Origin of the sequence: Pseudoalteromonas sp. R86517, assembly GCF_042466295.1 — a bacterium.
Classification (GTDB): domain Bacteria; phylum Pseudomonadota; class Gammaproteobacteria; order Enterobacterales; family Alteromonadaceae; genus Pseudoalteromonas; species Pseudoalteromonas atlantica.
Genome location: NZ_JAXHCB010000001.1, coordinates 1,720,580 through 1,735,578, shown reverse-complemented (window position 1 = coordinate 1,735,578; position 14,999 = coordinate 1,720,580). Strand labels below are relative to the sequence as shown.

The window sequence follows — 14,999 nt, the reverse complement described above, 5'->3', positions numbered from 1 at the left end:
AACCTATGTTTGATATTCATTCACACATTTTGCCAGGTATTGATGATGGCGCTAAAGATTTAGGCGAGTCTTTAGCGCTATTAAAAATGGCGCAAGATGATGGAATAACACATATTGTTGCAACTCCTCATATTCATATAGGTCGATTTAATAATTCCTCAAAAATGCTTGCTCAAGGCATTATTTCATTAAAGGATGAGGCTTTGGCTGCAGGCATTCATTTAAAGCTTGCGCTAGCTGCCGAGGTTAGGCTCGACATTGAATTAATGGCGATGGTTATGGCAGGGCAGTTACCTTTTATTGGTGCGTTAGATTCGGTTAATTATTTGTTGTTAGAGCTACCTCACTCGCATGTACCGCAAGGTTACGATAAGTTTATAAATTGGTTATCTAAGCAAAATATAAAAGCGATAATTCCTCACCCCGAACGCAACAGAGATATTCAAGCAAACCCATTTTATATTGAGCGTTTAAAACAATTAGGTTGTGATTTTCAATTAACTGCCTCAAGCATAGAAGGAGCGTGGGGCGATACTGCAAAAGCAATTAGTATTGATATGTTACAAAAAGGATTGGTTAGTTATGTTGCCTCTGATGCCCATTCAGTTAAACGTAGGCCTCCTATATTAAGCAATGCAAAAAAGTTAGTTGCAGATTTAATTGGTGAGTTTGAGGCAGAAAAATTATTTGTTACCAATCCACAGCGCTTAACAGAGTCTTTGTTTGATGAATGATTTAAAAAAGCTAACTCAAATAACTTTGCTAGCAATTATTACATTATTTATTAGTTACGAGAGCATACAAAGTATGCGTGCTAATGCATGGTATTTTAATGCATTAAATACGCTAAAACAGCCTCGTGCTTTAATAACTCCTCAAGAGCTTAACCTCGCAAACGATGCAATAACACTCGCTACTCAACTAGAGCCTTTACAGGCGCATTATTGGCAGCTAAGTGCTTATATAAAAATGCTTAGGTTGACTGAAAAGAACGTGAACCGAAGCAACGTCCCTAAAGTATATAAGCAGGCAGAGTTGGCTTTATTAAATTCGTTAAAGTATAGGCAGTCGTGGGCAGAAACTTGGATTGAATTAGCTAAAATAGTTAGTTACCAAGAAGGTCCAAGCGAGCGTGTATTTGGTTATGTTCAGCAGGCTAAAAAAGCAGGCCCTTATAAAATAGATGTTCACTTAGGTGTGATTGAAATAGCACTTATCAATTGGCATCAACTCCCTCCAAAATATAAGGCTTTGTATGTTAGCGAGCTTAAGCTTTTGGCTAAGCATGGTTATAAATTCCCCCTTGTTTTTGATATTGCAAAGCAGACTGATGCATTGCCAATTTTATGTATGTCACTTCAGTTTGGTAATGATTTTGAGAAAATAAGGGGTAGTTTTATTTTTGAGCAGCACTGTAAAAGTAGAAGAGTATATACGTCATCGTTACATATAAAGTAGTGTTATAAAATTATAATTTTAGTAATAAGGGACTAGCAATGTATGAACGTGTAAAAGTCGATACTTTAAGAGGGATGGCATGTGTATTACTTGTTGCATATCATGTTATTGGATTTAATATAGACTCTGGGCTGAGGCTACACGATGGCTTTTTACGAAATATAAATGATGCTTTAGTATTTATAAGGATGCCACTATTTACGTTTTTATCCGGGTTAGTTTATGCAAAAAGGCCCTTTGTATCAGGTGGTGTTAACTTTATTTCTAAAAAAGTAAGGCGCTTAATTTTACCCATGTTAACTGTAGGTACTATTTTCGCACTTTTGCAAGCTTTCACACCGGGTACAAATAATACTAATATTGATCTTTATACTTTGCATATTAAACCAGTTGCACATTTTTGGTTTGTAGAGTCACTATTTATAGTATTTTCTTTTATACTCATATGCGAAAAAATGTTCCTATTTGATAGTTTTAAAAAGTTTTTAATTGTTTTTATCTTCGCTGTAATACTTTACATCTCACCTGTTAATATAAGCTATTTTTCCTTGTCCGGTTTTATTTATTTACTGCCTTATTTCTTATTTGGAATGGCAGTGGTTCGTTTTAAATATTACCTCAGTGTTTCAAATAGGGTAAAAGCTTCTTTGCTTAGCCTATTGATTGTGTTTGTCGCGTTAATCTATGTAGGTCATATACCTCTTTTTGAACATCGTTCGTTGATTAACCTACTTGCAGGCTGTTTGGGCTGCATACTCTTACTTACGATTGGTTTTAAATCTAAAGCTTTGGCTTGGTTAGGTGGGTTTTCTTACTCGATATACCTTTTTCATGTTTTTTATACTGCTGCTACAAGAATACTACTTCATAAACTAGATTTTTATAATACTCCTTTATTATTCATGGTCGGCTTGATGGCAGGTTTGCTATTGCCAATAGTAACTGACAAGGTACTAAGAGAAAACAGGTTTACAAGTATTATGCTACTTGGACGTTCGGGTAGTAATAAGTAAAAATTTACAAGATAAAGCTTAAACTTATGCACAGTAACTAAGTATAAATTTTATTTAATAGTACAGCGTTTTTGGGAAATACTCTTTAATAATAAAGTTAATATTCTACAAAAATAAAAACGCCCAGAGCCATTGTATACGCTCTGGGCTACAATTGGCTCTTAGTTGAGCCTTGCGCTAACTAAATACACTTTCGCAATTCTTAGGGAGAAGAAGAAAGTACCTCTAAGTGTAGTTAACTAATTTGCAAAACTCTAAATTTTGTTTATTTATTAACCGTAAATGATAACAAAGACTTAATAATGTTGTGCACAGGTTACCCTTTGTGTTGAGTGTTTTATGCCCAGCTTATTAACTGGGTATTTTGCACAAGATCGCGTGGCAAAGAATTTTTGATCTTATTCTTTTGCCATTTACCTAGTCCTATCGGGCAGCCACATAAGGTTAGTACTACTTCGCCGCTGGCTTTTGTAACGTCTTCTAGGCGTATATCTTTACCATTAAAGTAGTCGTTTGCTTGCTCGTTTGTTAAAGCATACGTATTGCTTTTGCATTCATTACCAAACACGGTAGCAAACTCGTGAGTTAGCCTTACTCCGTTTTTATGAATAATACCTAGTTGAATACCTAAACGTGCGTATTTTATTTTGTTTTCAACGGCTTCAAACCCATCAGGAAATAACCACAGTTCTTTATCGCGCTGCATTAACTTACCTGGCAGCGTTTTTAAGCCAAACTGTTTTTTAAGCTCGCTCATAAAAGAGCTGGTTTGTTTTTTATCAAACTCGTTAAACGGAAACGCACCTTTTTTCACGCTTTGGGTTGGGTTATTGCAGCTTGCGAGTTTTTTAAACTTAGCGATAAAAAAACCTTCACTGTCGAATGTTTGCGGCCACACATGTAAGTAGCCCTCGGCGGTTGTGGCTTTTTCTGCCCCTTGAAATAAATCACTTAGTGATTGCGGCTCAATATAGTCACCAAATTCATTCAGTAGGTAGTTGCATACTTGTTGGTTTTCGAGCGGGGTAAGCGTACAGGTTGAATAAACCAGTGTACCGCCTGGTTTTAATGCGTAAAAAGCGCTTTTAATTAAATCTTTTTGAACTTGAGCAATTTCTATATTTGATTCTATTGACCAGTTTTTAAGTGCATCGGCGTCTTTACGAACGGTACCTTCGCCAGAGCAGGGTGCATCAAGTAAAATGCTATCAAAGCATTCAAACATATAGTTACCAAATATGACGCCATCAAAGTGCGAAAGCGCACAGTTACCAACGCCCATACGTTTAAGCGTAGCGCTAAGTACTTTTAAGCGTGATGACGAAAGCTCGTTGGCAACAAGTACGCCTTGGTTATTCATTATTGCGGCAAGTTGCGAAGTTTTAGAGCCAGGCGCTGATGCCATATCAAGCACATAGTTATCTTGTAAATCTGAGTTTTCAATACTTTGTTTTAGTGCCATAGGCGGCAGCATTGAGCTTGCCTCTTGTACGTACATGGCGCCGCTTAAATGTAAGTCGGTATTGCCTAATGCTAAGTTTTGCTCTTCATCGCTTGGGCGTTCTAGCCAAAAACCTTCATTGCACCAAGGTATAGGCGTAAGTTGCCAGTTTTTTTGCTCTGCACGGTGTTTAAATTCAGCAACACTAACTTTTAATGTATTTACACGAACAGATTTTCTGAGAGGGCGACGGCACGCGTTTATAAAGTCGTCTAAATTGAGGTGCGCAGGTAAATAGGTTTTTACGTCGTCAATAAAATGCTCAGGAATAAAAGTGTTGGCGTTCACGCGTTGGCTCGTACATTAAAAAATAAAGCGCGATATTAGCACTTTTAACGCACTATTTCAGTGTTAAATAGCGGCTTTATAATTTGTTGGCATGTCGACATATTGTGTTTTTAGTTTAATTTTAAAGCAATTTTATACGACTTTAGATTAACAGTGTCGACAATAAGTGTGTTTTTTACTCATTTTTACCTTAGGTGGGGTTGACATGTTTTTTTATTAAGCACATAGTTAACCCATCAATTGTCGACAATTTATTTATAAAGCCATGACGCAACTTTTTTTAAACGATACACCTATTACTACAGCATCTGATCAAGTGTTTGTTGATATGCGCCGTGAAATAGTAGAAGGCAGCATACAGCAGGGTAGCAAAATATCGGAGCCTGAGCTTGCAAAGCGCTACGGTGTAAGCCGTGCGACGCTTAGAGAAGCGCTTAATCGCTTAGAAAGCTGTTACTTAGTGGAGCGAAAAGCCAATGTAGGTTGCCGAGTAGTGGCGCTAACCGCAGAGCGTTTAATTGAAGTATACCAAGTACGCAGCTCGCTTGAAGGCTTAGCATGTAGGCTTGCTGCCGACAATATGGCAGCTGACGAAGTTAAAGGCTTAAAGCAATTACTTAACCAACATTTGCAAACACAGCGCGTTAAAGAGGGTGAGTCGTACTATCAAGAAGCGGGCGATTTAGACTTTCACTATCGCATTATTAAAGGCAGTAAAAACGCCCATTTAATCCATTTGTTATGTAACGAGCTTTACCAATTAATACGTATGTACCGTGTACAAATGGGCATGGTAGGTCCGCGTGTATCAAAAGCGTTTGACGAGCACTTAGCCATTATTAACGCGATAGAAAACCACGATGGTGAACTTGCTGAAATGCTGATGAAACGACATATCAGTGCATCGCAAGCAAATATTCAAACCAAATTTGATGTATACCAATCAATATGAGTATTCGAACAATTTAACTGATTAAATCGCTCTATAACGTCGTTAAGAATTTTTTATTTAGAACCACTAAACATAAAAATTATTGCCTAGTTACAGAACGATTTTCTTAGCGTTAAATAGACCTCATACACATACAGATTGGTATTTGTCATAAACAAAAACTTTATAAAAGCTAACAGCTAAAAGCTAGTAACAGTTAAACAGTCACAATGTCAGATTAAAAATATAAGTTACTCCATGTAGCAACCGTTCAAAGTGAGGAGAAAATAATGTCAGCAGGATTAAAATTTAAACAGGCCATTGCGAATAACCGCCCATTACAAGTAGTGGGTACTATTAATGCCTACACAGCCATGATGGCTGAAAAAATGGGCCACCAAGCTATTTATCTCTCAGGTGCCGGTGTTGCGAACGCCTCTTACGGTATGCCCGATTTAGGCATGACCAGCCTTGATAATGTACTTGAAGATATTCGCCGTATTACCGGTGCCAGCGATTTGCCACTACTGGTAGATGCCGATACAGGCTGGGGCGGGGCGTTTAATATTGCGCGTACCGTTAAAGAAATGACCAAAGCAGGGGCAGCGGGTTTTCATATTGAAGACCAAGTAGCGCAAAAGCGTTGCGGCCATCGTCCTAATAAAGAAATTGTTAGCCAAGGTGAAATGGTTGACCGTATTAAAGCCGCAGTTGATGCAAAAACCGATAGTGATTTTTACATTATGGCGCGTACCGATGCGTTTCAAAAAGAAGGTTTAAGCGCCGCGATTGACCGCGCAGCTGCCTGTGTAGAAGCGGGCGCTGATGCTATTTTTGCAGAAGCCGTGCATGACCTTGCCGATTATCAAGCATTTGCAAAGGCGATCAATGTACCAATTTTAGCTAATATTACAGAGTTTGGCCAAACGCCTATTTACACCAAAGAGCAGTTAAGTGAGGTAGGTGTTGAAATGGTGCTTTATCCACTTAGTGCCTTTAGAGCAATGAATAAAGCCGCGCTTAATGTGTACTCTGCCATTTTAAATGAAGGCTCGCAGCAAAGCGAAATTGAGAACATGCAAACACGCGCCGAGCTTTACGAATTTTTAGATTACCACACATACGAAAACACACTCGATAACCTTTTTTCATCAAAATCTGACAAATAATAACTATTAAAATAGATAACACACACAAATTTAGATAGGAGAAGATCATGGTAGATAAAGCTTTAGGCGGAGCAGGTTTACGCGGGCAAGTTGCAGGGCAAACAGCATTATGTACAGTAGGGCAAACAGGCTCAGGTTTAACGTATTGTGGGTACGATATTAGCGAACTTGCCGAAAAAGCACAGTTTGAAGAAGTGTCTTTTTTACTTTCACGCGGCGAGCTACCAACAGCCAATGAACTAGCCGAGTATAAAGCTAAATTAAAAAGCTTACGCGGCCTGCCAGATGCACTAAAAACCGTGCTTGAAAATATTCCTAAAGACGCGCATCCAATGGATGTTATGCGTACCGGTTGCTCAATGCTGGGTAACCTAGAAATGGAACTTGATTTTAGCCAAGCAAACGATGCGATTGACCGCATGGTTGCAGTGTTCCCAAGTATTATTTGTTACTGGTACCGATTTACTCACGATGGCGTACGCATTGAAACACAAACTGATGACGACTCAGTGGGCGCGCACTTTTTAACTCTATTACACGACAAAGCACCGAGCGAGCTTTTTGCGCAAGTAATGAATGTGTCGCTAATTTTATACGCAGAGCATGAATTTAATGCCTCTACATTTACTGGGAGAGTGTGTGCATCAACGCTTTCTGATATTCATTCTTGTGTAACGGGTGCTATTGGTACGCTACGTGGGCCACTGCATGGTGGTGCAAACGAAGCCGCTATGGATATGATTCAGGGCTTTACAAGTGCAGATCACGCTGAGCAAGAAATTATGGGTATGCTAGAGCGCAAAGATAAAATAATGGGCTTTGGACACGCTATTTACCGTGAGTCAGACCCACGTAACGTTATTATTAAAAAGTTCTCTGAAAAACTAGCTAAAGAGGTGGGCGATGATGTGCTTTACCCTGTGTCGGTTAGGTGTGAAGAAGTAATGTGGCGCGAGAAAAAACTGTTTTGTAATGCTGATTTTTTCCATGCATCGGCGTACCACTTTATGGGGATCCCAACTAAGTTATTTACGCCAATATTTGTGATGAGCCGTGTCACCGGCTGGACTGCACATGTTAAAGAGCAGCGTGCTAATAACCGTATTATTCGCCCAAGTGCAGATTACACAGGACCAGAGGCGCGCAGCTACACGCCAATTGAATCAAGAGGCTAATTAGTTACACATAATACCAATCCGTAACAATACTTAATTAAGCGGATTGGTATAGGGTGAGCAATACGCTCACCTCTTGCCTTTTATCTCCCGTCACCTATTAGCGAACAGATATTATGACCATAATTAATAACACCCAATACCGAAAACCATTGCCCGGCTCAAATGTGGATTACTACGATACGCAAGAAGCCGTTGATGCAATAAAGCCTGGTGCTTATGCCACATTGCCTTACACATCACGCGTACTTGCCGAAAACTTAGTGCGCCGCTGTGAGCCTGATATGCTAACCGATGCGCTTAATCAGCTTATTGAGCGTAAGCAAGATTTAGACTTTCCGTGGTATCCGGCGCGCGTGGTGTGCCACGATATTTTAGGCCAAACTGCATTAGTTGATTTAGCAGGCCTGCGCGACGCAATAGCTGCAAAAGGTGGTGATCCAGCAAAAGTGAATCCGGTTGTGCCTACACAGCTAATTGTTGATCACTCATTAGCGGTAGAGCACGCAGGCTTTGACCCTGACGCGTTTGAAAAAAACCGTGCAATAGAAGATAGACGCAACGACGACCGTTTTCATTTTATAAACTGGACTAAAACCGCCTTTAAAAATATTGATGTTATTCCGCCTGGTAACGGCATTATGCATCAAATTAACCTTGAAAAAATGTCGCCTGTTATTCAAAACCGCGATGGCATTGCATTCCCCGATACCTTAGTTGGTACCGACAGCCACACACCGCATGTTGATGCACTTGGTGTAATTGCTGTAGGTGTTGGTGGGCTTGAAGCCGAAAGCGTAATGCTTGGCCGCGCCTCGTACATGCGCCTGCCTGATATAGTAGGAGTTGAGCTTACAGGCACTCGCCAGCCTGGGATTACCGCAACCGATATAGTGCTGGCTATTACCGAGTTTTTACGCGCTCAGCGTGTTGTATCGACCTATTTAGAATTTTACGGCGAAGGCGCTGATGCACTAACCCTTGGCGACAGAGCAACGATTTCAAACATGACACCAGAATTTGGTGCCACTGCTGCAATGTTTTATATAGATGATAAAACAATCGATTATTTGCGTTTAACAGGGCGTGATGAAGAGCAAATAGCGCTTGTAGAAAACTACGCTAAAACGGCTGGCCTTTGGAGCGATAGTTTAAAAACCGCAAAATATGAGCGAGTGCTTAAATTTGATTTATCGAGTGTTGGGCGCAATATTGCTGGGCCTTCAAACCCACATCGTCGTGTATCCACGAGCGATTTAGCCAAAGAAGGTATATCTGGCGTTGTTGAAAACGAAGAAGGCTTAATGCCAGATGGCGCGTGTATTATTGCTGCTATTACCAGTTGTACTAACACTAGTAACCCGCGCAACGTAATTGCTGCCGGCTTACTTGCACGTAACGCAAATGCCAAAGGGTTAATGCGTAAACCGTGGGTTAAAACGTCATTAGCACCGGGTTCAAAAGCGGTGCAATCATACCTAGAAGAAGCAAAATTACTCCCTGAACTTGAAAAACTTGGCTTTGGTATTGTTGGTTTTGCTTGTACTACCTGTAACGGCATGAGTGGCGCGCTTGACCCTGTAATTCAACAAGAAGTGATAGATCGCGACTTATACGCAACAGCGGTACTTTCGGGCAACCGTAACTTTGATGGGCGTATACATCCGTATGCTAAGCAAGCCTTTTTAGCGTCACCGCCATTAGTGGTGGCTTACGCTATTGCCGGTACTATTCGTTTTGATATTGAAAAAGGTGTACTAGGGAAAGATCAAAATGGTAACGACATAACGCTAAAAGATTTATGGCCAAGCGATGAAGAAATAGATGAAGTAATCAAACAAAGTGTAAAGCCAGAGCAATTTAAAAAAGTGTACGAACCTATGTTTGATTTAACCGTAGATTACGGTGAAGACAACGACCCGCTATACAATTGGCGCGAGCAAAGTACCTATATTCGCCGCCCGCCATACTGGGAAGGCGCCCTTGCTGGTGAGCGAACCATGACCGGCATGCGCGCCCTTGCTGTACTTGGCGATAACATTACAACGGATCATTTATCGCCTTCAAACGCTATTATGGCAAGCAGTGCCGCGGGTGAATACTTAACTAAAATGAATGTTCCTGAAGAAGATTTTAACTCGTACGCGACGCACCGAGGCGATCACTTAACAGCGCAGCGCGCTACATTTGCAAACCCTAAATTGTTAAACGAAATGGTGCGTGATGAAAACGGCGAAGTTAAACAAGGTTCATACGCACGATTAGAGCCACAAGGTACTAACACACGTATGTGGGAAGCAATCGAAGCTTATATGCAGCGTAAACAACCACTCATTATTGTAGCCGGCGCCGATTATGGTCAAGGCTCATCGCGTGATTGGGCTGCAAAAGGGGTAAGGCTTGCAGGCGTTGAGGTTATAGCTGCAGAGGGCTTTGAGCGTATTCACCGTACTAACTTAATTGGTATGGGTGTTTTACCGCTTGAATTTAAACCGGGCACTACCCGTAAAACGCTTAACATTGATGGCAGCGAAAGCTTTGATGTAAAAGGTGAGCCAACACCAGGTGCAACGCTTGATTTAGTGATTACACGTAAAAATGGTGAGGTTCTAACAGTACCTATGAAATGCAGATTGGATACCCAAGAAGAACTTTCTATTTATTCCGCTGGTGGTGTATTACAGCGCTTTGCGCAAGACTTTTTAGAAGCTACGCAATCAGCATAAGGGGCGTGCATTATGTTTAAACCACAAATTAAAGTGCCAGCAACTTATATGCGCGGCGGCACCAGTAAAGGTGTATTTTTTAAGTTAACCGACTTACCCAAGCCTGCCCAAGTGGCAGGTGAGGCGCGCGACAATTTACTGTTACGCATAATTGGTAGCCCCGACCCATATGGCAAACAAACCGATGGCATGGGCGGTGCAACATCAAGTACTAGTAAAACGGTTATTTTAAGTAAAAGCGAGCAACCTAACCACGATGTGGATTATTTATTTGGCCAAGTGGCAATAGATAAACCCTTTATAGATTGGAGCGGCAATTGCGGTAATTTAACCAGCGCAGTGGGTGCGTTTGCTATAACAAACGGCTTAGTTGATAAAAGCACAGTACCCGATAACGGTGTAGCCGTGGTGCGTGTGTGGCAGGCCAATATTAAAAAAAGCATTTTAGTTCATGTGCCTATCACCAATGGCGAAGTGCAAGAAACTGGCGATTTTGAACTTGATGGTGTGACCTTTGCTGCTGCCGAGGTAAAGCTAGAGTTTTTAAACCCCGCCGATGGTGAAGGGGCGTTATTCCCAACAGGCAATGTAGTGGATGACTTAGAAGTACCAGGTGTTGGTACTTTAAAAGCCACCATGATAAACGCGGGTATTCCTACTGTATTTATTAATGCCGCGGATATTGGCTATAGTGGCACTGAGTTGCAAAGCGATATTAATAACGATACTGACGCACTTAAAAAGCTTGAAACTATTCGTGCCTATGGCGCAGTAAAAATGGGTTTAATAGCTAATATTAACGAAGCGCAAACACGCCAACACACACCAAAAGTAGCCTTTGTGGCAGCGCCATTAGATTATAACGCGTCAAGTGGTAAGTTTATTGAAGCTACAACAATTGATTTATTAGTACGTGCTATGTCTATGGGCAAGCTTCATCACGCTATGATGGGCACAGCTGCAGTCGCTATTGGCGCAGCCGCCGCTATTGAAGGTACGCTTGTTAATGTGGCCGCAGGTGGCGGAACATTGAACGAAGTTAACTTTGGCCACCCCTCTGGCACGCTAAAAGTAGGCGCAGAAGCTAAAAAAATAGCTGGAGATTGGCAAGTAACAAAAGCAAGTATGAGCCGCAGTGCTCGTGTGCTTATGGAGGGCGTAGTTAGGGCTTTGCAGTAAGCTGATTTTAACGTTTTATATTGAGTCATTAACGCTACCCCTAGTCGTTATTGACTCTTAAAATGTTTAGTTTTAAAACTAAACAACGTAAACATTGTGTTTAAGAATTCCCCTTCCAAAAAACCTACAAAACCAATTCTTTTTCATTATATCAGCACTTAGATGGTTTTTTTTTAACGTATCTGACGCATTTACTTGAAGAATATTATTAACAAACTAAATTAAATGTAATATTCACTTAATATAGTGGATATATGGTACGCCAGAGCGATGCTTCTTAATGGCTTTAACATATGTTATTGAAAAATAGTAAAGCCTATGAAGAAGCGTCGTTTAAATTTAGGTAAAAAATTGTACTTAAAAAGTATAAAAATGTAGCAAAAACTCATTACTTAATGTTACTTTAATCAATAAGTAACAAAGGTTGTTATTGTGTGTCTGTTTATGTTTTTTTGTAAACTTTCACACGTATATTTTATAAAATATTTTCTGATACTCATTGCAGGCTATCAAGGAGAAATAAATGGCACAGCGTATGAATAAAATTACCCCAATTGCAGCATCTGTTGCACTTACCCTAGGTTTAGCGGGTTGTGGTTCAGACAACGACGGCAACACTTACGTTCCTCCAGTTGAATCTGTTACTTCATCTGATGACGCTCAATTTAACGTAGAAATAACAGGTAAAGCTGTTAAAGGTGCAATGAAAGGTGCCGTTGTTAGCGTGATGACACTTGATGAAACAGGGCAAAGTGTTCCAGTTGCATTTAGATTAGAAGCATCAGCAGAAGCTGAAACGTTTACCGGCGAAGCAACTTCTCAAGATGCGGCAGATGCGGCAGTAGAAGCTAGCAAAATAGCAGGTAACCCAGATGCGCTAGTAACCGGCGATAATGGTAGCTACAGCATTTACCTTGAAGATGACTTTACAGGCCCTGTATATATTACAGTGACTACTGCTGAAGAAGGCGATGATAGCTTCTTACGTTGTGATGCTTACGTAGGTTGTGGTACTTACGATGAAGCGCCAGAAGCAGATGATGTAAACGATGGCGATACTAACATTGAGTTTGGTGAATGGTACAAAGCCGACTTAGAGCTTTCTGTTGTTAAATATGTAGCTGCAGCAGAAGCCGACTCATCTGATACGAGCGGCGCAGCAGGCGATGCAAACGTAGCACGTTCGTTTAAAGCGAATGTAACCTTTTTAACTACGTTGGTTGCTCAAGCTCTACTTGAAGCCGAAGGTGAAGTTGACGCTGATGCTATTGCATCAACAAGCTTAAATACAGTGATCCAAGTTTTTGGACCAGATGCAGCGGTATTATTATCAGCACTTATTGGTGACTTATCAAACGGTGGTGCAGTAGATTTAAGTGATGTAGACGGTGAAGAAAGCCTTTCACAAGGCGTGTTGATGATTGCGCAGCTGTCGTCTTCGGTTCAAGGTTTACCATCGATTTCTGATACTATAGCGAGCATTAAAGCTGGTATTGCAGCAGGTACTTTAAGTACAACTGATATTGCAGCAACCTTACAAACAGCCGTTTCTAGTACTGCAAGCGTGTTTGTAGCTATTGCAACGGGTGATGAAGATGCTATTAAAGCGGCATTAGAAGCAGCCTACTTAGCAAATAACCCTAATGCATCAGCTGCTGATATTGCTACATTTGCAGAAAATTCTGCGGGTATTGCAGCTAAAGCAAAAGAAGCAAAAGACAACGCAGTTAAAAATGGTGCGGCAACCGATGCAGAGCTGGCAGAACTTGCAGGTACTGTGCAAGAAGCTCTAGAAGAGCTGGGTTGTACTGGCGATGAGTGTGTTGCAGGCGATGACTTTTTTGCAGATTTAGCAGTTGCTTTATCAGCGCAAATTGATGCATCTTCTACTGAACTTTCTGCTCTTCAAACATCTATAGATACTGCTGAAGAAATGCTTGCTGATGTTGAAGAAATGGGTGATGCCGTAACTGACGCAGCTACTGCAATTGAATTTGTTGCGGCTGTAGCTGCACTTGAAAATGAAGCTGAAGCAGCGGATTTAGCAACGGCAACAAACAAGGTTTATGTGCAAGCACAAGGCTATGTTAGCACAGCGACTTTATTAGTAGCTCAAAGCTCTGACTACCAAGGAATACTAGATACTGCAATTGATTTACAAGACGCTGCTTTAGAAGAAGTAGAAAACGTAAGCACATACGATTTAGCACTTGCACAGTTAGTACTTGATGCAGAAGCCGCTATTACTGAATACGAAATTGTAGTTGAAGCCGCTAAAGAAATTGCTTTGAATACTGCAGATGTTGCAGATGAAAAGAAAGCCGCTGCAGATACAGCTGAAGCCGCTTCAACAAGTGCACTTGCTGATGCGCAAGCTGCTGTTGACTCGGGTGACGATGCACAAGCAACTGTTGAATTAGTTGATGCTGCGGTAACTGCGGCGTCAGATTTTTCTGCTGCTGTAGATGCACTAGAGCTTGCGATTGAACAAGCACTAGAAGCAGCAACTGAATATGAAGCTGTAGCAGTAACTGAAGCTGATATGGCTGAAGCTGCAGATTTAGTTGAAAGTGCAGAAATGATGGCCGAAGCTGCTGAAACTCAGGCTGAACTTGCAAACGAGCAACTTGTAACTGCGCTTAGCCTTCAAGCAGAAGCAGAGCTTGCGGTTGCAACGGCATCTGTTAAAGACACATCAGAGTCACTTTCTACAATGACAGTATTAACAAGTACCGGTGGTGATGCACTTTACGACACAGCTGAAGTGTTATTTGATGTATTTGAAGAGCTTGCCGATATGGGTAACTCTGGTGAAGGTACTTCAACAACTCATCCTGAGTGGGCGTACGACTACAGCTTAGATGATTTAACGCTAATGCTTACTAATGCGACGACCGGTAGCGAAATTACAGCGTCTGCAGCGTATCAAGATAACCAATTGGTTGTTGCTTGGGGCGGTATGCTAACTACTGAAAGTGATGCAACTGTTGAGCTTGTTACGGGTGATGTAGCCGCAGATGCACTTGAAGAGTGTCAAGCATTTGCTGATGGTACAATTACTGACTCTACGCAAATTGATTCGTGTTTAGTATTTACGTTTGACGGTGATGTGAGTGCAGATACCGTTGATGACGCTGAGCTTACGATGACGCAAGCGTGGAACCGTGTTGAAATTATGGACGGTGACTCAGACTTTATGGGTACACTTAACTTAAGCGGCATGGAAGAGACAGACATGGCTATGCTAGAACTAGCAGGTATGTCTGGCGACTTAGACTTTAGCGTTATGTCTGAAGTGGATAGCAGTGGTGATGAAGACATGACCATGCTTGAAATTAAAGTAAATGGCGACGCTGCAATGGGTTACACGCTGTCTATGTCGGGTACTGAATCAGCTGGTTACATGGGCGATGTTAAAGCTATGTACGATGGAATGATGATGACCTTTGGTACAGCAACTAAGGTAACAAATGGTGTTTCAATTACTTACATTGATGATGAAGTAATTGATTACACAGATGTGACTTTAATTGACTCATCTAACTAATACTTAAACTAT

10 protein-coding genes are annotated in these 14,999 nt (G+C 41.1%); 9 read left to right on the top strand and 1 reads right to left on the bottom strand.

Going from position 1 to position 14,999, the window contains the following annotated elements; all coding sequences use genetic code 11:
• The first annotated feature begins 5 nt into the window (after nt 1-5).
• From SJY38_RS07755 to SJY38_RS07745, 3 genes are read left to right on the top strand one after another with little or no spacing between them, the layout of a single operon-like run.
• Nucleotides 6-734: a tyrosine-protein phosphatase gene (locus SJY38_RS07755; protein WP_377109541.1), complete on the top strand. Its 729-nt coding sequence runs from the start codon at nt 6-8 to the stop codon at nt 732-734.
• On the top strand, nt 727-1,458 hold the full coding sequence (locus tag SJY38_RS07750) for a VpsP family polysaccharide biosynthesis protein (protein WP_377109540.1): 732 nt from the start codon (nt 727-729) through the stop codon (nt 1,456-1,458). The genes SJY38_RS07755 and SJY38_RS07750 overlap by 8 nt, the downstream gene beginning before the upstream one ends.
• A 38-nt stretch (nt 1,459-1,496) precedes the next feature.
• Nucleotides 1,497-2,471 (top strand): acyltransferase family protein, encoded by a 975-nt coding sequence (locus SJY38_RS07745; protein WP_377109539.1) that lies wholly within the window; start codon nt 1,497-1,499, stop codon nt 2,469-2,471.
• 337 nt (nt 2,472-2,808) lie between these two features.
• Here the strand turns inward: SJY38_RS07745 and rsmF are convergent, their stop codons facing one another.
• Nucleotides 2,809-4,260, bottom strand: a complete 1,452-nt coding sequence (rsmF, locus tag SJY38_RS07740) for a 16S rRNA (cytosine(1407)-C(5))-methyltransferase RsmF (RefSeq protein WP_377109538.1) — start codon at nt 4,258-4,260, stop codon at nt 2,809-2,811.
• 265 nt (nt 4,261-4,525) lie between these two features.
• Here rsmF and SJY38_RS07735 point away from each other — a divergent pair, with 265 nt between their 5' ends.
• The 6 genes from SJY38_RS07735 to SJY38_RS07710 all read left to right on the top strand — a co-directional run bounded on the left by SJY38_RS07735 (nt 4,526) and on the right by SJY38_RS07710 (nt 14,987).
• Entirely contained in the window at nt 4,526-5,212 is a 687-nt protein-coding gene (locus SJY38_RS07735; RefSeq protein WP_377109537.1) for a GntR family transcriptional regulator, read from the top strand.
• Between the two features lie 269 nt (nt 5,213-5,481).
• On the top strand, nt 5,482-6,360 hold the full coding sequence (gene prpB, locus SJY38_RS07730) for a methylisocitrate lyase (protein WP_055253209.1): 879 nt from the start codon (nt 5,482-5,484) through the stop codon (nt 6,358-6,360).
• A 47-nt stretch (nt 6,361-6,407) separates the two neighbouring features.
• A complete protein-coding gene (gene prpC, locus SJY38_RS07725) occupies nt 6,408-7,535 on the top strand; it encodes a 2-methylcitrate synthase (RefSeq protein ID WP_273589697.1) in 1,128 nt (375 codons plus the stop codon).
• 116 nt (nt 7,536-7,651) lie between these two features.
• Nucleotides 7,652-10,261 carry a Fe/S-dependent 2-methylisocitrate dehydratase AcnD gene (gene acnD / locus SJY38_RS07720; RefSeq protein WP_377109536.1) on the top strand — a complete coding sequence of 870 codons (2,610 nt, stop codon included), beginning with the start codon at nt 7,652-7,654 and terminating at the stop codon, nt 10,259-10,261.
• Between the two features lie 12 nt (nt 10,262-10,273).
• Nucleotides 10,274-11,440, top strand: a complete 1,167-nt coding sequence (prpF, locus tag SJY38_RS07715) for a 2-methylaconitate cis-trans isomerase PrpF (protein WP_377109535.1) — start codon at nt 10,274-10,276, stop codon at nt 11,438-11,440.
• A gap of 523 nt (nt 11,441-11,963) precedes the next feature.
• A complete protein-coding gene (locus SJY38_RS07710) occupies nt 11,964-14,987 on the top strand; it encodes a hypothetical protein (RefSeq protein WP_377109534.1) in 3,024 nt (1,007 codons plus the stop codon).
• Nucleotides 14,988-14,999: the final 12 nt, after the last annotated feature.

Coding starts and splice junctions, on each gene's coding strand:
- SJY38_RS07755 (WP_377109541.1), top strand. CDS start 6: ATGTTTGATATTCATTCACACATTTTGCCAGGTATTGATGATGGCGCT.
- SJY38_RS07750 (WP_377109540.1), top strand. CDS start 727: ATGAATGATTTAAAAAAGCTAACTCAAATAACTTTGCTAGCAATTATT.
- SJY38_RS07745 (WP_377109539.1), top strand. CDS start 1,497: ATGTATGAACGTGTAAAAGTCGATACTTTAAGAGGGATGGCATGTGTA.
- SJY38_RS07735 (WP_377109537.1), top strand. CDS start 4,526: ATGACGCAACTTTTTTTAAACGATACACCTATTACTACAGCATCTGAT.
- prpB (WP_055253209.1), top strand. CDS start 5,482: ATGTCAGCAGGATTAAAATTTAAACAGGCCATTGCGAATAACCGCCCA.
- prpC (WP_273589697.1), top strand. CDS start 6,408: ATGGTAGATAAAGCTTTAGGCGGAGCAGGTTTACGCGGGCAAGTTGCA.
- acnD (WP_377109536.1), top strand. CDS start 7,652: ATGACCATAATTAATAACACCCAATACCGAAAACCATTGCCCGGCTCA.
- prpF (WP_377109535.1), top strand. CDS start 10,274: ATGTTTAAACCACAAATTAAAGTGCCAGCAACTTATATGCGCGGCGGC.
- SJY38_RS07710 (WP_377109534.1), top strand. CDS start 11,964: ATGGCACAGCGTATGAATAAAATTACCCCAATTGCAGCATCTGTTGCA.